Below are 23627 nucleotides of genomic sequence, written 5' to 3'. Positions count from 1 at the left end.
CGGGGCCCCTTCTTAACAACGGCGTACGCGAAGGCCGCCGACCCGAACTCGGGTCGGCGGCCTTCGCGTACGCCCGGGGGCGGGGTGTTAAGCGGGGGCCCTGCTATACCGCAGGCGTTAACAGGGGGCCCCTCCTTTCACCTCAGGCCGGCGGCGGCCAGGAGGTTGCCCGGGGGCAGGGCGGGCCGGGTGTGGCCGGTGGCCATCCGCTGCTCGGCGCGGGCGGCGGTGAACGCCGGGTCGCCGGCGATGGCGGCGGCGTACGCGGCGGCCGTGCGGGACGCGATCGCCGACCAGCCGTACTTCTCGTGCACCAAGGCGCGGGCCCGGCGGGCCATGGCGCGGGCCCGGTCGGTGTCGGCGAGCACCGCGTGCACCGCCTCGGCGAGCCCGTCCGGGTCGTGCGGGGCGAACGTCATCCCGGTCACGCCCGGCTCGACGATCTCGGCCAGCCCGCCGGTACGCGACACGGCCAGCGGCGCGCCCGCGGCGGCCCCCTCCAGCGCGACCATGCCGAACGGCTCGTAGATGCTGGGCACCGCGAAGCAGTCCGAGGCGGCCATCACGGCGGGCAGGTCGGTGCCGCCGAGGAACCCGGGCATGCTGACCGTGTCGCCCAGCCCGAGCCGGTGCGCCTCGGCCTCCAGCTCGCCCCGGTACGGCCCGTCGCCGACGATCACCGCGCGCAGCCCGGGGTGCCGCTCGCGCAGCCGGGGCAGGGCGGCCAGCAGGTGCTGCACGCCCTTCTCGTAGACCAGTCGGCCGGCGAACGTGACGAGCGGGCCGCCGGCGGCGAAGCGGGTCCGGGCGGCGGCGACCGCCGAGGCGGGCACCCGCCAGCGGTGCGGCTCGACGCCGTTGGGGACCACGTCGACCCGGGACCGGTCCACGCCGAACAGCGCGCCGACCTCGTCGCGCATGTAGCCGGAGCAGACGATCACCCGGCCGGACTCGCCGGCCAGCCAGTGCTCGACGCCGTGGATGGTGCGGTTCATCTCCTCCGGCAGCCAGCCCTGGTGCCGGCCGGCCTCGGTGGCGTGGACGGTGGTCACCAGCGGCACGTCCAGGTGCTCGCGCAGCGTCATCGCGGTGTGCGCGACGAGCCAGTCGTGGGCGTGGACGACGTCGTACGAACCGGTCTGGGCGGCGCGCAGCGCGGCCCGGGTGAGCGTGTGGTTGAACGCCATGGTCCAGGCCAGCAGCGAGCCGGTGGCGAGCGGGAAGGTGACCGGGTCCTCGGCGGCGCGGACGATCCGCACGCCGTCGGCGTACTCCTCCAGCGGCGCGCCCTCGGCGTGCCGGGTGACGACGGTGACCTCGTGCCCGGCGGCGGCCAGCGCGACGGAGAGCGCGTGCACGTGGCGGCCCAGGCCACCGACGAGCACCGGCGGGTACTCCCACGACAGCATCAGGATGCGCCGGCTGCGGGGCGCGACGCCGGGCTGCGCCGGCGGGATCGGGCGGGAGGTGAGGGTGGGCCGGTGGAGCCGGTCCGTCGCGGTGGCGGTCTGCGCGCCGACCCGCAGAGAGGTCACGTCGATCTCCGTCCATGCATGGGGGGACACGCCGGCATCGGTGGCGGCGGGAAGCAGCGGTGAGGATGGCCGAACGGCCGGGGCGGACCCGCGCGGGCGCGCGTCCGCGCTCCAGGAAAGTGCATCCGGCGCTCCGGCGCACCCTGAAAAGGACGATCGTGACGGACGACACCCGTGCTTTCGGGTTACCGTCCGAACGAGTGGATTGGTGGCCGGTACGGCGGGGCATGAACCGCGTGCGCGCCGGCCGCCCGTCCGGTGCGCTCATGATCATGGGCCGAAGGAGCGACATGCAGGTCTGGCCGGGCGACAGCTACCCCCTCGGCGCCACCTACGACGGGATGGGCACCAACTTCGCGATCTTCTCCGAGGTGGCGGAGAAGGTCGAGCTCTGCCTCTTCGACGAGTGGGACATCGGCACCGAGCGCCGGGTGGAGCTGCGCGAGGTCGACGCGTACGTCTGGCACGCCTACATCCCCGGTGTCGAGCCGGGCCAGCGCTACGGCTTCCGGGTGCACGGGCCGTGGGACCCCGCCAACGGGGTGCGCTGCAACCCGCACAAGCTGCTGCTCGACCCGTACGCGAAGGCGGTCGACGGCGAGGTCTCCTGGGACCCGGCGGTCTACGACTACGAGGTGGGCGGCGACCCGGACCGGATGAACACCGCCGACTCGGCACCGCACATGCCGAAGTCGGTGGTGGTGAACCCGTACTTCGACTGGGGCAACGACAAGCCCCCGCGCACGCCCTACCACCACTCGGTGATCTACGAGGCGCACGTGCGCGGCCTGACCATGCGGCACCCGGACATCCCGGAGGAGCTGCGCGGCACGTACGCGGGGATCGCCTCGCCGGTGATGATCGAGCACTTCCAGCGGCTCGGGGTGACGGCTGTCGAGTTGATGCCGGTGCACGAGTTCGTGCACGACCACCGCCTGGTCGACCTGGGCCTGCGCAACTACTGGGGCTACAACACGATCGGCTTCTTCGCCCCGCACCACGGCTACTCGGCGCTGGGCCGCCTCGGCCAGCAGGTGCAGGAGTTCCGGGGCATGGTCAAGGCGCTGCACGCCGCCGGCATCGAGGTCATCCTCGACGTGGTCTACAACCACACCGCCGAGGGCAACCACCTCGGCCCGTCGTTGAGCTTCAAGGGCATCGACACGCCGAGCTACTACCGGTTGTCGGAGGAGGATCGGCGTTACTTCGTCGACTACACCGGCACCGGCAACAGCCTCAACGTGCGCAGCCCGCACTCGCTGCAACTGATCATGGATTCGCTGCGCTACTGGGTCACCGAGATGCACGTCGACGGCTTCCGTTTCGACCTGGCCGCCACGCTCGCCCGGGAGTTCTACGAGGTGGACCGCCTCTCCACGTTCTTCGAGGTGGTGCAGCAGGACCCGGTGGTCGGCCGGGTCAAGCTGATCGCCGAGCCGTGGGACATCGGCCCCGGCGGCTACCAGGTGGGCAACTTCCCGCCCCAGTGGACCGAGTGGAACGGGAAATACCGCGACACCGTCCGCGACTTCTGGCGCGGCGAGCCCGCCACGCTCGCCGAGTTCGCGTCCCGCATCTCCGGCTCCGCCGACCTCTACCAGGACGACGGCCGTCGCCCGTTCCACAGCATCAACTTCGTCACCTGCCACGACGGCTTCACGCTCGCCGACCTGGTCTCCTACAACGACAAGCACAACGAGGCCAACGGCGAGGAGAACCGGGACGGGGAGAGCCACAACCGCTCCTGGAACTGCGGCGTCGAGGGCGACACCGACGACGCGGGCGTGCGGGCGATGCGGGCCCGGCAGCGGCGCAACTTCCTGGCCACGCTGATCCTGTCCCAGGGTGTGCCGATGCTCGGGCACGGCGACGAGCTGGGCCGCACCCAGCGCGGCAACAACAACGCCTACTGCCAGGACAGCGAGCTGGCCTGGGTGGACTGGGAAAGCGCCGACGACGAGCTGCTCGCCTTCGTGCGGCGGCTCACCGACTTCCGCAACCGGCACCAGGTGTTCCGCCGCCGGCGGTTCTTCACCGGGCTGCCGGTCGGCGGTCGGGCCGCCGGCTCCGGCCTGCCCGACCTGGCCTGGTACACCCCGGACGGCCGGGAGATGACCGGCGAGGACTGGGGCAACGACTTCGGCCGCTCGGTGGCCCTGTTCGTCAACGGCGACGGCATCCCGGAGCGCGGCCAGTACGGCCAGCGCCACCGGGACAGCTCCTTCCTGCTGCTGTTCAACGCGCACGACGCACCGCTGGACTTCGCGCTGCCCGGCGAGGAGTTCGGCCCGCAGTGGGAGCTGGTGATCAGCACCGCGGAACCGGATCCGGAGAAGACGACAGTGGTGGAGGCGGGTGGCACGGTCTGCGTGCCGGACCGCTCGCTGCTGGTCCTGGAGAGGACGCCCTGATGCCCGACACCCCTCGCTCGACCTACCGCGTGCAGGTGCGGCCCGGCTTCGACCTGGACGCCACCGCCGACCTGACCGACTACCTCGCCGCGCTCGGCGTCACCCACCTCTACACCGCGCCGCTGCTCACCGCCACCCCCGGCTCACCGCACGGCTACGACGTGGTCGACCACCGCGCGGTCAACCCGGAGCTGGGCGGCGAGGCCGGCCGGCAGCGACTCGTCCGGGCGCTGCGCGCGGCCGGGCTGGGCCTGGTCGTGGACATCGTGCCCAACCACGCCGGGGTGGCCCGGCCGGCGGCCAACCCGGCCTGGTGGGACGTGCTGCGCCGGGGGCGCGACTCGGCGTACGCGGGCTGGTTCGACATCGACTGGGACCGCGGCCGGCTGCTGCTGCCGGTGCTCGCCGACGCTCCCGACGCGCTCGACGACCTCAAGCTGGTCGACGGCGAGCTGCGCTACCACGAGCACCGCTTCCCGGTCGCCGACGGCACCGGCGACGGGACGCCGCGGCAGGTGCACGACCGGCAGCACTACGAGCTGGTGAACTGGCGGCGCGGCGACACCGAGCTGACGTACCGTCGGTTCTTCGCCGTCTCCGACCTGGCCGGGCTGCGGGTGGAGGACCCGGGCGTCTTCGACGCCACCCACGCGGAGATCCTGCGCTGGGTCGACGCCGGGGACGTCGACGGCATCCGGGTGGACCACCCGGACGGGCTGCGCGACCCGGCCGGCTACCTGGCCCGGTTGCGCGCCGCCGCCCCCGAGCGCTGGCTGGTGGTGGAGAAGATCCTGGAGTACGGCGAGGACCTGCCGGACTGGCCGGTCGACGGCACCACCGGCTACGACGCCCTCGCCGCGGTGTGCGGGCTCTTCGTCGACCCGGACGCCGAGGCGGACTTCACCGCGCTCGACGGCCGGGTGACCGGGCGGCACACCTCCTGGGAGGACCTGACCCACGCCACCAAGCTGGAAGCCGCCACCCGGCTGCTCGCCGCCGAGCTGACCCGCCTCGCCGCGCTCGTGCCCGAACTGCCCGGCGAGCAGGTCCGCGCCGCCCTCGCGGAGCTGGCCGCGTGCTTCCCGGTCTACCGCGGCTACCCGCCGGAGGGGGCCCGGCACCTGGCCGCCGCGCGCAGCGAGGCCGGCCGGCGGCGCCCCGACCTGACCGGCGTGCTCGACCAGGTCACCGCCCGCCTGCGCGACCCCGGCCACGAGCTGGCCGCCCGGTTCCCGCAGTTGACCGGCGCGGTGATGGCCAAGGGCGTCGAGGACACCGCCTACTACCGGTGGAGCCGGTTCGTCGCGCTCAACGAGGTGGGCGGCAGCCCGGCCCACTTCGGCGTGCCGCCGGCCGAGCTGCACCGCTTCGCCACCGCCCGGCACGTGCGCTGGCCGGCGAGCATGACCGCGCTCTCCACCCACGACACCAAACGCGGCGAGGACGTCCGGGCCCGGCTCGCGGTGCTCAGCGAGCTGCCCGGGCGCTGGGCCGAGCGGGTCACCGACTGGATGTCCCGCGTGCCGCTGGCCGACCCCGCGCTGGCGCACCTGCTCTGGCAGACCGCCGTCGGGGCCTGGCCGGTCGAGCGGGACCGGCTGCACGGGTACGCCGAGAAGGCCGCCCGGGAGGCCTCGGTGAGCACCAGCTGGGCCGACCCCCACCCGGGCTTCGAGCACGAGCTGCACGCCCTGGTCGACCGGATGTACGACGACCCGGAGCTGCACGCCCAGATCACCGCGTTCGCCGACGAGATCACCCCGGCCGGCTGGTCCAACGCGCTCGGGCAGAAGCTGGTCCAGCTCGCCATGCCCGGGGTGCCGGACACCTACCAGGGCACCGAGCTGTGGGAGAACTCGCTCGTCGACCCGGACAACCGCCGCCCGGTCGACTTCGCCGTACGCCGGGACGTGCTGGCCCGCCTCGATGCCGGCTGGCAGCCGGCGGTGGCCGCGGACGGCGCGGCCAAGCTGCTCGTGGTCTCCCGCACGCTGCGGCTGCGCCGCGACCACCCGGAGCTGTTCGACGGCTACCGGCCGGCGCCGGCGCACGGCCCGGCCGGCGCGCACGCGGTGGCCTTCGACCGGGGCGGCGCGGTCGCGGTGGCGACCCGGTTGCCGCTGCGGCTGGCCCGCGAGGGTGGCTGGCGGGACACGACCCTGTCACTTCCCGTTCATCGGATGACCGACCTGTTCACCGGTCGGGTCTACAGTGGTGCCGAGCTGCTCCTGGATGATCTGCTGAGCACCTATCCCGTCGCCCTCCTCGCACCCACCGACCCTGTGGAGGCCGCCGCATGACCGAGTTCACGGTGTGGGCGCCCGAGGCCGCCCGGGTGCGGCTGCGCCTGCCCGGCGCGGCCGACCACGAACTGCGTCCCGGCCGGGACGGCTGGTGGCGGGTGGAGGCGCCCGACGCCGGGCCGGGCACCGACTACGCGTTCCTGCTCGACGACGACGAGCAGGCACTGCCCGACCCCCGCTCGGCCTGGCAGCCGGCCGGCGTGCACGGCCCCAGCCGGGTGTACGACCACGCGGCGTTCGCCTGGACGGACACCGCCTGGACCGGGCGGCAACTGCCCGGCAGCGTCCTCTACGAGCTGCACGTCGGCACGTTCACCCCGCAGGGCACGTTCGACGCGGCGATCGCCAGGCTCGACCACCTGGTCGACCTGGGCGTCGACCTGGTCGAGCTGCTGCCGGTCAACGCGTTCAACGGCGAACACAACTGGGGCTACGACGGGGTCTGCTGGTACGCCCCGCACGAGCCCTACGGCGGGCCGGACGGGCTGAAACGGTTCGTGGACGCCGCCCACGCCAGGGGCCTGGGGGTGATCCTCGACGTCGTCTACAACCATTTCGGGCCCTCCGGGGCCTACGCGCCGCGGTTCGCGCCCTACCTGACCGAGCAGAGCAACACCTGGGGCCGCACGGTCAACCTCGACGGCCCGCACTCCGACGGCGTCCGCCGCTACATCGTCGACAGCGTGCTCATGTGGCTGCGCGACTACCACGTCGACGGGCTGCGGCTGGACGCGGTGCACGCGATGCCGGACGGCCGGGCCACCCACTGGCTGGAGGAGGTGGCCGTCGAGGTGGAGTCGCTGTCGACGGCGCTGGGCCGGCCGCTGTCGCTGATCGCCGAGTCCGACCTGAACGACCCGACGCTGATCACCGCCCGGGAGGCCGGCGGCTACGGCCTGCACGCGCAGTGGAACGACGACGCCCACCACGCGCTGCACACGCTGCTCACCGGCGAGCGGCAGGGCTACTACGGCGACTTCGGCTCGCTGGAGTGCCTCACCGACGTGCTCACCGGCGCGTTCTTCCACGCCGGCACCTGGTCCAGCTTCCGTAACCGCAGCCACGGTCGACCGGTCGACCGGCAGCGCACCCCCGGCCACCGGTTCGTCGCCTACCTGCAGAACCACGACCAGATCGGCAACCGGGCCACCGGCGACCGGATCTCCGCCACGCTGTCGGCCTGGATGCTGCGGGTCGGCGCCACGCTGCTGATGACCGCGCCGTTCACCCCGATGCTGTTCATGGGGGAGGAGTGGGCCGCGACCACGCCGTGGCAGTTCTTCACCAGCCACCCGGAGCCGGAGTTGGCCGTCGCGGTCGCCACCGGCCGGCGGCGCGAGTTCGCCGCGCACGGCTGGGCCACCGACGACGTGCCCGACCCGCAGGACCCGCAGACCTTCCTGCGGTCCCGGCTCGACTGGGCGGAGCTGGACAAACCCGAACACCGCGAGATGTACGAGTTCCACCGCCGGCTGATCGCGCTGCGCAGGTCGCGCCCCGACCTGTCCGACCCGCGCCTGCACCGGGTCGAGGTGCGCCACGGCGACCAGTTCCTGGTGGTGCGGCGCGGCGACACGCTGGTGGTGGCCAACCTGGCCGACCGGCCGCAGCGGGTCAACCTGCCCGGGGTGGTGCGCCGGGTGCTGCTGGCCACCGCCGAGGGGGTCTCGGTGATGCGCGACGGCCTCCAACTGCCGGCGGAGAGCGCGGCGATCGTCTCGCTCTGACCCGAGGCTCCGACCGCGCCACGACGGGTTCCTGACGTCGATCACGCGCCGGTGCGACCGGTGAACTGAGCGCCGCCCCGTCTCGCCGTCAGCCTCGCCCCGCTGTTCGACCAGTGGACCCGAGGCGTCGGCGAGGGGGTGCTGGTCCTCGACGAGGGCGGCTGGCTCCGGATCGAGGAGGACGAGGTGCCCTGGGCCACCGGTCTCGACCCGGTGGCGTTCCCGATCGACCTGGACGAGGATCTGCTGCGGCAGCGGCAACGCGACTGCGGCGTGGACCTCGCCGCCGTCGACGCGGGTTTCGAGCGGTACGAGCAGATGATCCGCACCGTCGACGCCGTCAAGGCATCGCTCACGTAGATGGGCCGGATCGCACGACGATCGCCCCGCCACCACTCCGGTCGCGGGGCGATCGTCGTCATGCGGTCGGTGGCTCGATCGTGAAGTCGGTGGCCCGTCAGCCGACCCGCTGACCGCCGCGCCGATGAGTCCGGGGCCGGAGCGCGGTCCTCACGGGGACAGCTCGACCCCTTGGAGGCTTCCGTGTCCGACACGCTTTCCCGCGCAGACCTGTGGGCGCTCGCGCACGCCGAGCGGGCCGCTCTCGCCGACGACCTGGCCGGGCTCGACGCGGCGCAGTGGGCGCGGCGTTCGTTGTGCGGCAGGTGGACGGTGGAGGAGGTGGTCGCGCACCTGACCGCGGCGGCCAGCCTCGGCCGGGTCCGCTGGCTGGCCAGCGTGCTGGGCGCCCGGTTCGACTTCGACCTGCACAACGACCGCCGCCTGGCCGAGCACCGGGGCGCCGACCCGGGGGAGACCCTGGCCCGGTTCCGCCGGATCGTGCGCAGCACCACGTCGACGTTCGGCCCGACCGAGGCGTGGCTCGGCGAGGTGGTCGTGCACGCCCAGGACATCCGGCGGCCGCTCGGCCTCGACCGGACGCCGGCGGTCGAGGCCGTCACGCCGGTCGCCCGCTTCTTCGCGGCGCGGGACTTCACGGTGTCCGGGCGCACCGCTGTGGCGGGACTGCGGGCGGCGGCGACCGACGGGCCGTTCGCCGTCGGGGGCGGCCCGCTGGTCAGCGGCACCACGCTTGCCCTGACCATGGCGATGGCGGGGCGCGCGTCCTTCTGCGACGACCTGACCGGGCCCGGCGTGCCCACGCTGCGGGAGCGCTGCGCGCCGGCCTGACCGCACCGGCAGGGGCCGGCCGGCCACGCGAGATGCATACCGAGTATGCTCGCCGCCATGCCACCCGCACGCCGCATGCTGGCGCTCGTCACCCCCGTCGCCGGCTTCCTGCTCGGCTTCCTCGACTTCGTCTGGATCAAGTGGGTGCCCTACCCGCTCGCCGAACTCGGCAACTCCACCGCCACCTGGGCGGTCGCCGCGTTCGCGCTCGGCTTGTGGGTCCGGACGGGCGTGTGGCGGGCGGCGGTGGCGGGCGTGGTCCTGCTGGTCGTCGCCGTGCCCAGCTACTACCTGGCGGCGGCGCTGCTCCAGGGCGACGACCTGGCCGTGATCACCGCGCCCACGTCGTTGCTCTGGATGGCGTCCGGTGTGCTCGCGGGCGTGGTGTTCGGCGCGGCCGGCGTCTGGGCGCGTACGTCCGGGTGGCGGCGAGTGGTGGCGGTCGCGCTGCCCGCGGCCGTGTTCGTCGAGGAGGCGCTGCGCTTCGTCGGCAGGGCCCGGGCCGGCTACCCGGGCGCGTGGTGGAACGTGGTCATCGACCTCGGGCTCGCCGCGCTGCTGCTGGAACTGGTCGGCCGCACCCTGCGGGTGCGACTGCTCGCCGCGGTCGTGGCGCTCCCGCTGGCCGTCCTCGGCACGTTCACGTTCACCGCTGTCGCCGGCTGACGGCGTCCGGGTGCGCGGGGCGGCGCAGCCAGGGCGCGACCGTCGGCGCCACCGCGACCAGACCGACCGCGAGCAGCGTGATGACGGCCTGTCCGATGCGGCCCGGCGTGATCCCCGGCGTCGTGTCCAGCGCGTAGTTGGCGTACCCGTTGGCGACCGCGTCGCTGGCGAGCACCACGCAGCCCAGCGTCAGGCCCTCGATCCGGCGCAGCGCCAGCAGCGCCGCCGCGACCGGATCGAGGACCGTCAGCGAGGTGAAGGAGAGCAACAGCCAGGCGGGTGTGGACGGGCCAGGGCCACCCGGCCGGACACCGAGCAGGTCGCCCAGGTGCACGACGCCCCCGTACGCGAAGACGCAGGCGGCAGCGACCACGACGGCCCGGACCCACCGCGGTGCGTCGGCCCACCGGCCGGGCGGTGGCCGTTCCGCCGTGCCCATCGGCCCCCCGTTCCGGCCGGGCCACGCCCCGGCCGTGCGAGATCGATGCTAGTGCGCCGCAGCAGGTCACCCGGGCGCGGGACGGGCGATGGTAGGCCGGTTGCCTCGGCCACGGAAGGTAACTGTCGATTACCCAGCGTGGTCAGATCTTGGGTAACGCCTGGTCGCGTGGTTACTTAACGTATGTGGCCCATACCGAAAGTCACCGGCCCGGCGTCTGTGCGCCCGGCCGGGCGTGCACAAGGAGCAAACCCATGTCAGAGCACCACGGACCGTGGCGCCGTGCCACGGTCGCCCTCGCCCTCTGCGGCGCCACCGCGGTCGTGGCGGTCGCCCCCGCCATGCCGGCCTCCGCCGCCGTCCCCGGTCTGGTGCGGATCTCCGCGGTCAGCGCCACCAACTCGAACGACTTCCGGACCGTCACCGCGACCTGCCCGGCCGGCAAGGTGCTCACCGGCACCGGCTACGAACTCACCGGCGCCGCCGGTGAGGCGATCGTGGACGACCTGCGGCCCAACGGCGGCGTGGCCACCGCCCCCACCGCGGTCACGGTCGGGGCGTACGAGGCCGACCCGTTCGCCGGCAACTGGAGCCTCACCGCGTACGCGATCTGCGCCAACCCGGTCCCCGGGCTGGTCCGGGCCACCGTGACCAGCGCGAGCAACTCGAACGACTTCCGCAGCGCCATCCTGTCCTGCCCGGCCGGCAAGGTGCTCACCGGCACCGGATACGAACTCAACGGCGCGACCGGTGAGGCGGTGGTGGACGACCTGCGGCCCAACGGCGGACCAGCCACCGCACCCACCGCGCTCACCGTGGACGCGTACGAGGCCGACCCGTTCGCCGGCAACTGGAGCCTCACCGGGTACGCGATCTGCGCCAACCCGGTCCCCGGGCTGGTCCGGGCCACCGTGACCAGCGCGACCAGCTCCAGCGACTTCCGCAGCGCCGTCGCGCCCTGCCCGGCGGGCAAGGTGCTCACCGGGGCCGGCTACGCGCTCAACGGCGCCACCGGAGAGGCGGTCGTGGACGACTTCCGGCCCAACGGCAGCACCGTCACCGCGCCCACCTCGATCACCTCGGGCGCCTACGAGGAGGACGCCTTCGCCGGCAACTGGAACCTGACGTCGTACGCGATCTGCGCGACCGCGTAGACCGCACCAGGGCCGTCCCCCGGGTGACGGGGGACGGCCCCGAACCCGTTCAGGGGATCGGCCACTCGTGGACGGGGCGGTTGCTGTGCATGAGGTCGACGTAGTGGCGGACCACCTCGCGCAGCGCGGCCGGCCGGTCCAGGTGGTCGGCGGACTCCAGCCGGTGCAGCGTCTCCACCTGCCACGTCGCGCCGTTGCGGCCGGTCAGGCAGCGCTGCTCGATGATGCCCAGCAGCCGGTCCCGCTCGGCCGGGTCCAGCCCCCACCGGTCCAGCCCGTGGTGGGCCATCGGCAGCAGTCGGCGCAGCACCAACTCGGTCACCGGCAGGTAACCGAGCCCGGGCCAGAACACCTGGGCGTCGATACCGTGCCGGGAACACGCGTTGAAGTTCTCCTCCGCGGCGCTGAACGACATCTGCGACCACAGCGGACGGTCCGACTCGGCCAGCGCCCGGACCAGGCCGAAGTAGAACGCGCCGTTGGCGACAGTGTCCAGCACGGTCGGGCCGGCCGGCAGCACCCGGTTCTCCACCCGCAGGTGCGGCCGCCCGCGCAGCACGTCGTAGACCGGCCGGTTCCAGCGGTAGATGGTGCCGTTGTGCAGTCGCAGCTCGGCCAGCTTCGGCACGCCGCCGCTGGCCAGCGTCGCCGCCGGGTCCTCCGGGTCGCAGACCGGCAGCAGTGCCGGGAAGTAGCGCACGTTCTCCTCGAACAGGTCGAACACCGAGGTGATCCAGCGTTCCCCGAACCACACCCGCGGGCGTACCCCCTGGGCCTTGATCTCCTCCGCCCGGGTGTCGGTGGCCTGCTGGAACAGCGGCACGCGGGTCTCCCGCCACAGCTCCCGGCCGAAGAACAGCGGCGAGTTCGCGCCGAGCGCCACCTGGATGCCGGCGACCGCCTGGGCCGCGTTCCAGTAGTCGGCGAACTGCGCCGGGCTGACCTGGAGGTGGAACTGGGTGCTGGTGCAGGCCGCCTCCGGCGTGATGCTGTCGGCGGTGGTGGCCAGCCGCTCCACCCCGCTGATCGAGATCGGCAGATCCTCGCCCCGGGCGGCGAGGATCTGCTCGTTGAGCAGCGCGTAACGCGGGTTGGTGGAGAGCGTCTCGGCGGTCAGGTGCTCCGGGCGCAACGTCGGCAGCACACCGATCATCACCATGTGCGCGCCGACCGTGCGAGCCTTCTGCTCGGCCGCGTTCAGGCTGGCTCGCACGTGCTCCTCGAACTGGGCGGTGCCGGTGCCGGCGAGCCGGCGCGGCGCCACGTTGATCTCCACGTTGAACCGGCCCAGCTCGGTCTGGAAATCCTCGTCGGCGATCGCCTCCAGCGCGTCCGCGTTGCGCATGGCCGGGTCGAAGGCGTCGTCGACCAGGTTCAGCTCGATCTCCAGCCCGGTCATCGGCCGCTCCACGTCGAACCGGGACTCGCGCAGCATCTCCGCGAAGACGTCCAGGCACCGCCGGACCTTCTCCCGGTAGCGGGCCCGATCCTCCCGGCTGAAGGTGCGCGCGCCGACGTCCTCGCCCATGGTCACCGCCTTGTCACCGTTGGTTCTCCCAACCTGGCACGGAGCGGCCGGTCAGGAAAGGCCCGAAGGACCTTTCCTGTACCCAAAAACGCCCTCCCTCACCCGCTGTGCGGGTAAGGAGGGGCCCCCGCTTAACGCCTTCTGCATAGGCGGGGGCCCCTTTTAACACCTGGTCACAGCTGGGGCGGCTACGATGGCCGCCGGTTCGGAGGGGGAGTGGCGATGCGCGACGGGTGGATCCGGGCGTTCGTGGTGGCGGCGATCGCCGAGGCGTGCTCGTGGGCGGCGCTGCTGGCCGGCATGGCGGTCAAGTACGGACCGCCGCGCAACGAGATCGGCGTGCAGGTGTTCGGCCCGATCCACGGCGCGCTCTTCGTGGCGTACGGGCTGCTGGTCCTCGTGGTGGCCCGGCGCCGCCGCTGGTCCCTGGTGCGGACCGGGCTGGCGCTGGCCAGCGCCGTCCCCCCGTTCGCCACCGTGCTGTTCGAGCGGTGGGCGCGCCGGCGCGGCCTTCTCGACGCCCCCGCAGCCGCACCTGCCGAGCGCACCCTCACCGGCGTCGGTGGTTAAGAAGGGCCCCCGCCTCTACCGAAAACGTTAAGAGGGGCCCCGCCTTTCACGTCAGCGCGGAGCAGGCGGCGACGGCGAGCACGAGGAACGCGCCGAGCAGCGCCTGGAGCAGCAGCGCCGGGCCCAGGTGGGACCAGAGCGTCGCGGTACGCGGGGTGAGCAGCTGCCCGGTGGTCAGGTTGACGATCCGCTCGATCCGGGGCGGCAGGTCGGGGTCGCGCTGCGCGCGCAGCGTGAGCTGGACGTGGTCGCCGGGGTGCAGCGCGCTCTGCGGCAGGTGGCCGTGCAGCTCCACCTCGACCAGCCGGTCCGTGGTGTCGCGGACCCGCACCGGGGTGACCAGGAACTCGGGCCCCTTCTTCAGGTCCTTGAAGCTGCGTCTGGCACCCCCGCCGCCGTTGCTGAGCAGCGCGCGGACCACCCGTAGCAGCAGCCCCATCACCCCGGCGGCGGTCAGCACCGCGACCAGCACCGGCTGGCCCACGCGTACCTCGCGGGCGTAGCCCTCCATCAGCCGGACCAGGCGTCCGGTGACGACGCGTTCGGTCGGATGTGCCGGGCGTCGGGTGTGCAGGTCCGTGTCCATGTTCACCACCGAGAGTTCCGTTGCGTGCACAGATGGTATCGATCCTTCGGGTTGAACGACGTGAATGAACGGCGGTCACGGCCCGGTCCGGGTGCAGTGGGTGCAGGTGACATCGGCCGGGGTGCGGGTATGCGTGCGGCCGAGCTGGAAAGGGGTCGAGCATGCAGCTGTCCTTCCTGCGCCCGCTCTACGACCGTCCCGGGCCGTGGTGCTCGGTCTACCTGGACGCCTCCCGGGACACCCACGACTCCCGCCCGCAGGTCGACCTGCGCTGGCGGGCGCTCAAGGGCGACCTGCTGGCCCAGGGCGCCGACCAGGTCACCGTGGAGGCGGTGGAGGAGGTGGTGCGCCGGCACGAGCCGATGCCCGGCGACTACGGCATCGCGGTCTTCGCCAGCCGGGGTCGGGTGGTGCTCACCGAGTACCTCTCCGCGCCGCCGCTGCGCGACCTGGCCACCTGGGCCGCGTTGCCGCACACCATGCCGCTGGTCGCCCAACGCGGCGAGCAGGTCGCCTGGGTACGCGTGCTGGCCGACCGGAGCGGCGCGGACGCGATGGCGGTCAGCGCCGGCGGCGTGCCCCGGCGGGCCCACGTGACCGGCCGGCAGAGCCGGCAGCTGCGCCGCGTGCAGCCGGGCGGCTGGTCGCAGTCCCGCTACCAGCGCGCCGCCGTGGAGGCCTGGCACCACAACGCCGGCGACGCGGCGGCCGCCACCGCCGACCTGGCCGAGCGCGTCGGCGCCGACGTGGTCGTGGTGGCCGGGGACATCCGGGCCACCGGCATGATCGCCGCCCAGCTGCCGGAGCGCTGGCAGGACGTGCTGGTCCGCACGGACGCCGGCGCGCGTACCGGCGGCGCCGACGACACGCTGATGGACGACCTCACCGTGCAGACCGTCGCCGAGGTCGCCGACCGGCGGGTCGCCGCCGCGCTGGACCGCTTCGGCGTGCAGGAGGACGTCGGCGCCGGGCTCGACGCGGTGGTCGCCGCGCTGCAACGCAACCAGGTCGACACCATGCTGATCGTCGACGACGCGTCCGCCGACGGCGAGCTGTGGGTCGGCCCGGAGCCGACCGAGATCGCCACCGACCCGGCGCAGCTGGCGGACATGTCGGTGGCCGACCCGCAGAAGGTACGCGCCGACGCCGCGCTGCTGCGCGCGCTGATCGGCACCGACGCGGACCTGACCGTGCTCGCGCCGGAGGAGGCGCCGGAGCTGACCGACGGGGTCGGTGCGGTGCTGCGCTACGTCGACGCCGGCACCCCGGGGCGGGGCGATGGCTGACCGTACCGTCGCCGACCTGGTGGTCGAGCGCCTGCGGGCCTGGCGGGTGCCGCGGGCCTTCGGCTACCCCGGCGCGGCGCTCGCCCCGCTGCTGACCGCGCTCGACGACGCCGGCGGCGACCCGGCGTTCGTGCCGGCCCGGCACGAGGAGACCGCCGCCTACATGGCCACCGGCCACGCCAAGTTCACCGGCGGCATCGGGGTGTGCCTGGCCACCCAGGGTCCCAGCGCGGTGCACCTGCTCAACGGCCTCTACGACGCCAAGCTGGACAGCAAGCCGGTGGTGGCGATCATCGGTGAGGACGTCAGCGGCCCGCTCGGCGGGGCGCACGAGGAGATCGGGCTGAGCCGGCTCTTCGGCGACGTGTGCAACCAGTTCGTCCGCTACGGCCGCCGCCCGGAACAGGTGCCGGCGCTGCTGGACCAGGCCTTCCGCACCGCGGCGGCGACCCGCAGCCCGACCTGCGTGGTGCTGCCCCGGGCATTGCAGGTGACCGCCGTGCCGGACCTGCTGCCGCAGACCGCCGGCGTGGTCACCGCCACGCCCGGCGAGCCGCTGGCCCGGGTGCTGCCGCACGACGCCGACCTGGACGCCGCCGCGTCGCTGCTCGGCGCCGGGCAGCGGGTGGCGCTGCTGGTCGGCCAGGGGGCGCACGGCGCGGCCGAGGAGGTCGTCGCGCTCGCCGACCGGCTCGGCGCGGGCGTGGCCACGTCGCTGCTCGGCAAGCCGGTGCTGGACGAGCGGCTGCCGTTCCACACCGGCGTGCTCGGCGAGGTCGGCACCACGGCGGCCGCCCAGCTCATGGGCGGCTGCGACACGCTGGTGATGATCGGCACGAACGACCCGTGGACCGACTGGTTCCCGCTGCCGGGGCAGGTGCGGACCATCCAGATCGACATCGACGGCCGGCGGATCGGCACCCGCTACCCGGTCGACGTGCCGCTGGTCGGCGACGCCGCCGACACGCTGCGGGCGCTGCTGGCCCGGGTGCCGGACCGGCCCAACCCGCAGTGGCGCGGCGTGGTGGAGAGCGCGGTGGACCGCTGGCGGGCCGACGCCGCCGACCGGGCGGCCGTCCCGGCCGAGCCGGTCAACCCGCAGCTGGTGCTCCGCGAGCTGTCCGCGCGGCTGCCCCGGGAGGCCTCGGTCGCCGTCGACGTGGGCTCGGTCGTCTACTGGTACGCCCGGCACCTGGACCTGCCGCCCGGCGTGCAGGCCCGGCTCTGCGGCACGCTCGGCTCGATGGGCTGCGCCCTGCCGTACGCGGTCGCGGCCAAGCTGGCCCGACCGGACCAGCCGGTGCTGGCGCTGCTCGGCGACGGGGCGATGCAGCTCAACGGCCTGGCCGAGCTGATCACCGTGGCGCACCACTGGACCGAGTGGCCGGATCCCCGGCTGGTCGTGCTGGTGCTGAACAACCGGGACCAGTCCGGCGTGGGTGGCGGGCGCCCGCCGGGCGCGTCCGTCGACCGGCGGCCCGACGTGCCGTACGCCGGTTGGGCGAGGCTGCTCGGCCTGCACGGGGTCCGGGTGGACCGGCCGGACCTGGTCGGTGCGGCGTGGGACGAGGTGCTCGCGGCGGACCGCCCCAGCGTGCTGGAGGCGGTGGTGGACCCGGCCGTGCCGCTGGACGTGCCCGAGCCGGCGCTGGCGGACCTGCGCGGCCTGGTGGCCGAGGGCGACGCGGCGCGGCGGGTGCGGGAGCGGGTGATCCAGACCGAGGCCATCGCCGCGGAGGACCTCGTTTAGCCGGATCCGGGTGGGGCACTGCGAACAGGCGTTCGACGGCCCCGGGAGGTCCCGCTTGTCCACCAGCACCGATCGTCGTTACGGCCCCGCCCCGCTGCCGGCGGCGCGCGGGCCGGTCTCCGCCGCGCTGCTCACCGCGTTGCGCGGCTCGCCCGGCGAGCTGCCGTCCGGGCTGGGCGACGGGTTCGCCACGGTGGCCGCGCCGCTGACCGACGAGGATCTCCAGCTCACCCTCTTCCTCTGCTATGAGCTGCACTACCAAGGCTGGCGGGACGTGGCCGAGGAGTGGGAGTGGGAACCGTCGCTGCTGGCGCTGCGCGCCCGCGCCGAGCGGCCGTTCGAGGCGGCGCTGCGCCGGCTCGCCGGCCCGCTGCCGGCGGTGCTGCCCGCCGCGCTGCCGGCGACGCTGACCGACCTGGTGGCCGCGGACGACGGCCCCCCGCTCGCCGGCACCCTGCAACGCCGGGCCGACCTGGCGCAGTTCCGCGAGTTCGTCACCCACCGCTCGATCTACCACCTGCGCGAGGCCGACCCGCACAGCTGGGCGCTGCCCCGCCTCGGTGGGCCGGCGAAGGCGGCGCTGGTGGAGATCCAGATGGACGAGTACGGCAACGGCCGGCTGGACCTCATGCACGCCGAGCTGTTCCGCGCCACGATGGACCGGCTCGGCCTGGACACCGGGTACGCCGCCCACCTGGACCGGGTGCCGGCGGTGACGCTGGCGATCAACAACCTGATGTCGCTGTTCGGGCTGCACCGGCGGCTGCGTGGGGCGTTGCTGGGGCACCTGGCCGGGTACGAGATGACCTCGTCGTTGCCGAACCGCCGTTACGGCAACGGGTTGCGCCGGTTGGGGTTCGACGCGGTCGCCACCCGGTTCTACGACGAGCACGTGGAGGCGGACGCGGTGCACGAGCAGATCGCCGCGTACGACCTGTGTGGCGGGCTGGTACGGGCGGAGCCGGCGCTCGCCGGAGACGTGCTGTTCGGGGCGGCCGCCGGGCTGGCGGTGGACCGCGTCTTCGCCGAGCACGTGCTGTCCGCCTGGTCCGCCGGCGAGTCCTCGCTGCGTGTGTCCGAGCGGGCCCTCGCCGCCGCCTGACGGGGTGTTGAGCGGGGCCCCCGCCTATGCCTGAAGCGTTAAGAAGGGGCCCCTCCTTAACTGCGGAAGCGGGCGACCTTGTGGGTGCCGTCGCAGAACGGCTTGATGGCGCTCTTGCCGCAGCGGCACAACGCCACCGTGCCCCGGCGTCGCTCGATCGGCTCGCCCTCCGGTGTGACCAGCGCGAAGTCGCCGCGCACCAGCAGCGGTCCGTCCCGGTACGGGGTGATGGTCGCCGCCGGGGTGCTCTCGTCGTCGGGCATGCGCCGTGCAGTGCCCGTCCCGCCCCGGCCCAAACCCGCACCGCCGCGCCGTTGCGCCCGCGACGGCGGTTCGGCGGCGCGACGGCACCCGACCGGGCGTTGGTCCGCGCCGTGGGGAGATGCCCCGTTTAGACCCAAGCGGGACGGGAAGCCCGGCCGCGTGGTGAGCGAACGAGTCAGGCGGGGACCGGCGGGGGACGCCGGGCTGCCCGGTGCGCGGGTGGTGGCGGCGGCCAGCGCCGCCCGTACCCTGGTCGCCGCGACGGCCCGGGCGCTGCGCGGCGACGACTGCGGCGACCTGGGCCACCCGGGTCCACTGGCCCGGCTCACCGGGACGCCCGAGCCGGTACGTCGCGCCGCCGCGAGCCGCGCCGCCGGGCGGGCCGCGCTCACCGCCGCCCAGGTCGCCCGCGTCGACGCCGAACGGGTGGCCGGCTGGTTCGTCGACCAGTACCCGGAGCGGCGGTGGCCGGGTGCGGTGCTCGGTTCGCCGCACGGGTCGGCGGCCCACCTCGCGGTGGCCCTCGGCGTGCCCTGGCTGCCCGCCGGCTTCGAACTGAGCGCCCAGTGGGGCCGGGGCGCGGTGGACCGGCCGGACGCCGCGCTCGACCACGGCGCGGCGCTGGCCGCTCGGCTGCTCGCCGGCAACCCCCGGGTGCACGTGCGGCAGGTGCACTGCCCGGCCAGCCGGGGCGTACCGGCCGGCGCCACGGTGACGCTCACCGTCCGCTGGCAGACGCTGCCCGGGGCGTACGCGAGCTTCCTGGCCGACCGGCTGGAGCCGGCGGCGCCGGTGCTGCTGTTGCACGACGCGCGCACGTGGCCGCTGCGTGACACCGGTGACGGGCACAGCTTCCAGGCCGGTTGCCCGGGCAGCGGCCTCGACCCGGTCGACTTCCACCCGGACGCCCGGACGCTGCGGCACGTGCTGCGCGCGGCCGGTGGCGACGAGACGCGCTGGCGCGCCCCCGAGGTCACGGTGTCGGCGGCGTTCGCCGAAAACGGCGTCGAGTCCGGTTTCGAGCACGGCGCGCGGGAGTGGGGCGACCGGCACGGGCACCCGTTGCACCGGGTGGTCGTGCCGCAGCCGGACGCGCTGAGCGCGGCCACCGCCGACCTGTACCGGCGCTGGCTGCGCCGGGCCGGCAAGACCGGGGACCGGCTGGTGGTGGAGTGCGGCCGGCTGCTCGACCCGGGGCAGGTGCTGCGCGCCGGCCTGGTGCCCTACTGGTGCGAGAACGCCACCCGCCGCCGGGTGGAGGGCGCCGAGTGGTGGCTCGCCGGCAGCGAGCCGTTCAGCTCGGTGGACGTGCTGCCGGAACCGCCCGGGCTGCGCTCGCCCGCGCTCGCCGGGCTGCCCCAGTGGCTGGCGGTGGCCGGGTTCGGACGCCGGCGGCGGGCCCTGGACCGGGGCGCGGCACGCGGCTACCCGGTCACCTCGGTACCGACCCGACGCGCCACGGAGGTGTTGCGCAACCAGCCCTGTGACCTGCCCGCGCCGCCGCCGCTCGCGATGGCCGAGGCCCTCGCCGCGCTCCGGGACGCCGGCGCCCACCAGGGCCTGCTGGTCTGCTGACCGGCAACCTGGCGAAACATCCTCGCGATCCTGCGGTCCGTGATTGAGTACCTACGGAGCGGGAAGACCGCTCGCCGCGGAACGGCCCACGACGCCGCGCGGCGAGCAGCCTCCGCCTTCGACGTAATCCGTCACGTAACCCAACTTCCTCACCCGGTGCGTGGCCCGACCACGCGCACGACCGGTTTCCGACCGGGCGGGGGACCCTTCGGCGAGGGAGGCGCGGATGTTCGGACAGACCGCCACACCCACACCACCGACCACCGATCGGGGCCTGGAGGACCTCGACGCGGCGGCGCTCGCGTACGCGGCCCGGATCGAGGGGCTGCCACCCGAGCGGCGGCAGGAGGCGCGCGACGATCTGGTCCGCTTCGCGCTGCCGTTCGCCGGCCGGCTGGCCCGCCGCTACCGGGGCCGCGGGGAGCCGCTGGAGGATCTGGAGCAGGTGGCCCGCCTCGGCCTGGTCAACGCCGTCGACCGGTACGACCCGGAGCGCGGGTCGTTCACCGCGTACGCGGCGATCACCATCGTCGGTGAGATCAAACGGCACTTCCGGGACCGCACCTGGGGTGTGCACGTGCCGCGCCGGCTGCGCGACCTGATCCTCGAGGTGGGGCAGGCGACGGCGACGCTGACCAGCGAGCTGTCCCGGGCCCCCTCGGTGGCCGAGCTGGCCGAGCGGCTGGAGACGCCGGAGGAGGAGATCCTCGCCGCGCTGGAGTCGGCCGCCGGCTACAGCCCGGCGTCGCTGAACGCCCCGGTCGGCGGCGAGAGTTCGGCCGAGTTCGGCGACCTGGTGGGCGAGTCCGACAACGCGCTGGAGTCGGTCGACGACCGGGTCACGGTCAGTGGCCTGCTGCACCGGCTGCCCTGGCGGGAGCGGCGGATCCTGGCCATGCGGTTCTACGGCAACCAGACCCAGGCGGAGATCGCCGCCCGGTTCGGCATCTCGCAGATGCACGTGTCCCGGCTGCTGTCGCGCGCCCTGACCTGGCTGCGTCAGGCGATGCTCGCCGAGGCGCCGCCGCCGTGGCAGAACGGGGCCGCCGAGACCGAGCCGGCCAAGGCCCGGATCTCGGTGCGGCAGAACGGCGACCGGGTGGTCGTGGAGGTCGGTGGCGAGGTCGACCGGGCCGGCGCGGACCAGTTGCGCCGGGCCGTGCTGGAGGCGGTCACCGGGCAACCCCGCGAGGTGGTGGTCGACCTGGTCGGCGCCGGTGGCTTCGACGCCGGGGGGATCGCCGCGCTGATGGCCGGTCGGGACGCCGCCGCCCGGACCGGGGTGCCGCTGCGGCTGACCCGGGTGCAGCCGGCGGTACGCCGCTCGCTCACCGCCGCCGGCCTGCCCGCCGCCGACTGACCATCCGCACACCGCCCGCCGCCACCGCACGACGTGTGGCGGGCGGTGTGCAGCGCGCGGTGTTAAGCGGGGCCCCCTGCTATGCCGGAAGCGTTGACAGGGGGCCCCGCCTTTCAGTTCTCCGGGGTGTCGCCGTGGCCGCGGGGGTGCCGCCAGCGGTCGTTCGGCTGCTCCTCGCGCTCGGCGCCGAGGATCGTCCCCTCCGGTTCGTCGGTCTCCTCGAAGCTGGGCCGGCGCACCTCCTCCGGCTCCGGCACGTCCACCGGGCGGGCGCCGGACTGCGGCGCCGGCTGGTACTCCACCGCCTCGCGGGCGCCGTGCGCGCCCTCGGCCGCCGGTGACTCCGGCGCCTGGGTGACGTGGTGGAACTCCTCACTGAGGCGCTGCGGCGGCTTGGTGGTGCGCTGCGGCAGGTCGCGGCCGAGGTCGGAGACGAGCGGGCCGTACTTGGCGTCGAACGCCGGGCGCTCGGAGCGGATCCGGGGCATCCGGTCGAAGTTGCGCAGCGGCGGCGGGCAGGTGGTGGCCCACTCCAGCGAGTTGCCGAAGCCCCACGGGTCGTCCACGGTGACCATCGCGCCGTACCGCCAGGACTTCCAGACGTTGTAGATGAAGAAGAGGGTGGACGCGCCGAGCACGAACGACCCGATGCTGGAGATCTCGTTCAGCCCGGTGAAGCCGTCGCCGGGCAGGTAGTCGGCGTACCGGCGGGGCATGCCCTCGGCGCCGAGCCAGTGCTGCACCAGGAAGGTGGCGTGGAAGCCGATGAACATGGTCCAGAAGTGCATCTTGCCCAGCCGCTCGTCGAGCAGCCGGCCGGTCATCTTCGGGAACCAGAAGTAGATCCCGCCGAACGCGGCGAACACGATGGTGCCGAAGAGCACGTAGTGGAAGTGCGCCACCACGAAGTACGAGTCGGTGACGTGGAAGTCCACCGGCGGGCTGGCCAGCAGCACGCCGGTCAGGCCGCCGAGCAGGAAGGTGACCAGGAAGCCGACCGCGAACAGCATCGGCGTCTCGAACGTCAGCTGCCCCTTCCACATGGTGCCGATCCAGTTGAAGAACTTCACCCCGGTCGGCACCGCGATCAGATAGCTGAGGATGCTGAAGAACGGCAGCAGCACCTGCCCGGTGGCGAACATGTGATGCGCCCAGACCGCCATCGACAGCACCGTGATGGCGAGCGTGGCCAGCACCAGCCCGGTGTAGCCGAAGATCGGCTTGCGGGAGAAGACCGGGATGATCTCGGTGATGATGCCGAAGAACGGCAGCGCGATGATGTAGACCTCGGGATGGCCGAAGAACCAGAACAGGTGCTGCCAGAGCATCGGCCCGCCGGTGGTCGGGTCGTAGACGTGCGAGTGCAGGATCCGATCCGAGGCGAGCGCGAACAGCGCGGCGGCCAGCAGCGGGAACACGAAGATCACCAGCAGGCTGGTGAGCAGCAGGTTCCAGGTGAAGATCGGCATCCGGAACAGCGTCATGCCCGGCGCGCGCAGGGTCAGCACCGTGGTGATCATGTTGACCGCGCCGAGGATGGTGCCCAGGCCGGAGATGGCCAGGCCGACCACCCACATGTTGGCGCCGACGCCGGGGGAGTGCTGCGCGGTGCTCAGCGGCGTGTACGCGGTCCAGCCGAAGTCCGCCGACCCCTGCGGCGTGAAGAAGCCGCCCACGGTGATCGCGGCACCGAAGAAGTACAACCAGTAGGCGAACGCGTTGAGCCGGGGGAAGGCCACATCCGGCGCGCCGATCTGCAACGGCACCAGGTAGTTGCCGAACCCGAAGACCATCGGCGTGGCGAACAGCAGCAGCATGATCGTGCCGTGCATGGTGAACATCTGGTTGTACTGCTCCGGCGAGAGCAGTTGCATCCCGGGGCGCGCCAGCTCCGCCCGGATGAGCATCGCCATGAACCCGCCGATGATGAAGTACGCGAACGACGTGCCCAGATAGAGCAGGCCGATCAGCTTCGCGTCGGTGGTCCGCAGCAGGCGCCACAGCGAGTTGCCGTGCACCTGCTCCCGTACCGGGCCGGGAAAACCGCCGAACCGGGCCGGCGCGAGGATCGCGGGCCCCCGGTCGTGTGCCGGATCCGTGACTACCCGCTTGGGCATGGCATCTCACCCCGTGTGACGACAGACAGGACGGGCGCGCGTACCCGTCCCCTCTGCCCATGA

Annotated in this window: 19 protein-coding genes; 13 read left to right on the top strand and 6 right to left on the bottom strand. The window is 73.7% G+C overall.

What is annotated here, in order from left to right; all coding sequences use genetic code 11:
• Window positions 1-137 precede the first annotated feature (137 nt).
• A complete protein-coding gene (locus GA0070213_RS05750) occupies window positions 138-1535 on the bottom strand; it encodes a glycosyltransferase family 4 protein (protein WP_091058402.1) in 1398 nt (465 codons plus the stop codon).
• 290 nt (window positions 1536-1825) lie between these two features.
• Between GA0070213_RS05750 and glgX the strand changes: the two genes are divergently transcribed.
• The 6 genes from glgX (at window position 1826) to GA0070213_RS05720 (ending at window position 9833) form a co-directional block, all read left to right on the top strand.
• Window positions 1826-3946, top strand: a complete 2121-nt coding sequence (gene glgX, locus GA0070213_RS05745) for a glycogen debranching protein GlgX (protein ID WP_091058626.1) — start codon at window positions 1826-1828, stop codon at window positions 3944-3946.
• Window positions 3946-6246: a malto-oligosyltrehalose synthase gene (treY, locus tag GA0070213_RS05740; RefSeq protein ID WP_091058400.1), complete on the top strand. Its 2301-nt coding sequence runs from the start codon at window positions 3946-3948 to the stop codon at window positions 6244-6246. Before glgX ends, treY begins: the two co-directional genes overlap by 1 nt.
• Window positions 6243-7976, top strand: coding sequence for a malto-oligosyltrehalose trehalohydrolase (gene treZ, locus GA0070213_RS05735; RefSeq protein ID WP_091058399.1), 1734 nt, complete (start codon window positions 6243-6245; stop codon window positions 7974-7976). The genes treY and treZ overlap by 4 nt, the downstream gene beginning before the upstream one ends.
• A gap of 138 nt (window positions 7977-8114) precedes the next feature.
• Window positions 8115-8336, top strand: a complete 222-nt coding sequence (locus tag GA0070213_RS05730) for a hypothetical protein (protein ID WP_091058397.1) — start codon at window positions 8115-8117, stop codon at window positions 8334-8336.
• A 183-nt stretch (window positions 8337-8519) separates the two neighbouring features.
• Complete coding sequence (locus GA0070213_RS05725; RefSeq protein ID WP_091058394.1) at window positions 8520-9167, top strand: maleylpyruvate isomerase family mycothiol-dependent enzyme; 648 nt, start codon at window positions 8520-8522, stop codon at window positions 9165-9167.
• A 57-nt stretch (window positions 9168-9224) separates the two neighbouring features.
• On the top strand, window positions 9225-9833 hold the full coding sequence (locus GA0070213_RS05720) for a DUF6518 family protein (protein WP_245716269.1): 609 nt from the start codon (window positions 9225-9227) through the stop codon (window positions 9831-9833).
• On the opposite strand, the gene GA0070213_RS05715 is transcribed toward GA0070213_RS05720, so the two are convergent.
• Window positions 9814-10272 (bottom strand): hypothetical protein, encoded by a 459-nt coding sequence (locus GA0070213_RS05715; RefSeq protein ID WP_091058388.1) that lies wholly within the window; start codon window positions 10270-10272, stop codon window positions 9814-9816. The genes GA0070213_RS05720 and GA0070213_RS05715 overlap by 20 nt on opposite strands.
• Window positions 10273-10526: 254 nt before the next feature.
• Between GA0070213_RS05715 and GA0070213_RS05710 the strand changes: the two genes are divergently transcribed.
• The gene (locus GA0070213_RS05710; protein WP_091058385.1) at window positions 10527-11426 is read left to right on the top strand and encodes a hypothetical protein; all 900 of its coding nucleotides are present in this window, start codon (window positions 10527-10529) and stop codon (window positions 11424-11426) included.
• 49 nt (window positions 11427-11475) lie between these two features.
• On the opposite strand, the gene GA0070213_RS05705 is transcribed toward GA0070213_RS05710, so the two are convergent.
• On the bottom strand, window positions 11476-12954 hold the full coding sequence (locus GA0070213_RS05705) for a glutamate-cysteine ligase family protein (RefSeq protein WP_091058623.1): 1479 nt from the start codon (window positions 12952-12954) through the stop codon (window positions 11476-11478).
• A 222-nt stretch (window positions 12955-13176) separates the two neighbouring features.
• Between GA0070213_RS05705 and GA0070213_RS05700 the strand changes: the two genes are divergently transcribed.
• Window positions 13177-13524: a DUF3817 domain-containing protein gene (locus GA0070213_RS05700; RefSeq protein ID WP_091058382.1), complete on the top strand. Its 348-nt coding sequence runs from the start codon at window positions 13177-13179 to the stop codon at window positions 13522-13524.
• A gap of 46 nt (window positions 13525-13570) precedes the next feature.
• Here the strand turns inward: GA0070213_RS05700 and GA0070213_RS05695 are convergent, their stop codons facing one another.
• On the bottom strand, window positions 13571-14119 hold the full coding sequence (locus GA0070213_RS05695; RefSeq protein ID WP_175441224.1) for a hypothetical protein: 549 nt from the start codon (window positions 14117-14119) through the stop codon (window positions 13571-13573).
• Window positions 14120-14271: 152 nt separating this feature from the next.
• On the opposite strand from GA0070213_RS05695, the gene GA0070213_RS05690 reads away from it, so the two are divergent.
• Genes GA0070213_RS05690 through GA0070213_RS05680 form a run of 3 tightly spaced genes read left to right on the top strand, consistent with a single transcriptional unit; the run spans window position 14272 to window position 18248 of the window.
• The gene (locus GA0070213_RS05690) at window positions 14272-15396 is read left to right on the top strand and encodes a baeRF2 domain-containing protein (RefSeq protein WP_091058379.1); all 1125 of its coding nucleotides are present in this window, start codon (window positions 14272-14274) and stop codon (window positions 15394-15396) included.
• Complete coding sequence (locus GA0070213_RS05685; protein WP_091058375.1) at window positions 15389-17146, top strand: thiamine pyrophosphate-binding protein; 1758 nt, start codon at window positions 15389-15391, stop codon at window positions 17144-17146. The genes GA0070213_RS05690 and GA0070213_RS05685 overlap by 8 nt, the downstream gene beginning before the upstream one ends.
• A gap of 55 nt (window positions 17147-17201) precedes the next feature.
• On the top strand, window positions 17202-18248 hold the full coding sequence (locus GA0070213_RS05680; protein WP_091058372.1) for an iron-containing redox enzyme family protein: 1047 nt from the start codon (window positions 17202-17204) through the stop codon (window positions 18246-18248).
• Between the two features lie 56 nt (window positions 18249-18304).
• On the opposite strand, the gene GA0070213_RS05675 is transcribed toward GA0070213_RS05680, so the two are convergent.
• Window positions 18305-18511: a CDGSH iron-sulfur domain-containing protein gene (locus GA0070213_RS05675; RefSeq protein WP_091058369.1), complete on the bottom strand. Its 207-nt coding sequence runs from the start codon at window positions 18509-18511 to the stop codon at window positions 18305-18307.
• A gap of 160 nt (window positions 18512-18671) precedes the next feature.
• Between GA0070213_RS05675 and GA0070213_RS05670 the strand changes: the two genes are divergently transcribed.
• Window positions 18672-20087 (top strand): hypothetical protein, encoded by a 1416-nt coding sequence (locus GA0070213_RS05670; RefSeq protein WP_091058364.1) that lies wholly within the window; start codon window positions 18672-18674, stop codon window positions 20085-20087.
• A gap of 226 nt (window positions 20088-20313) precedes the next feature.
• Window positions 20314-21447 (top strand): SigB/SigF/SigG family RNA polymerase sigma factor, encoded by a 1134-nt coding sequence (locus tag GA0070213_RS05665; RefSeq protein ID WP_091058361.1) that lies wholly within the window; start codon window positions 20314-20316, stop codon window positions 21445-21447.
• A 113-nt stretch (window positions 21448-21560) separates the two neighbouring features.
• Here GA0070213_RS05665 and ctaD read toward each other — a convergent pair whose 3' ends face one another.
• Window positions 21561-23564, bottom strand: a complete 2004-nt coding sequence (gene ctaD, locus GA0070213_RS05660; RefSeq protein ID WP_091058358.1) for an aa3-type cytochrome oxidase subunit I — start codon at window positions 23562-23564, stop codon at window positions 21561-21563.
• Between the last annotated feature and the right edge of the window lie 63 nt (window positions 23565-23627).

Origin of the sequence: Micromonospora humi (genome assembly GCF_900090105.1) — a bacterium.
GTDB classification, from domain to species: Bacteria; Actinomycetota; Actinomycetes; order Mycobacteriales; family Micromonosporaceae; genus Micromonospora; species Micromonospora humi.
Note: the sequence above shows the minus strand (reverse complement) of the source record. Positions and strands in the feature narration are given on the sequence as shown.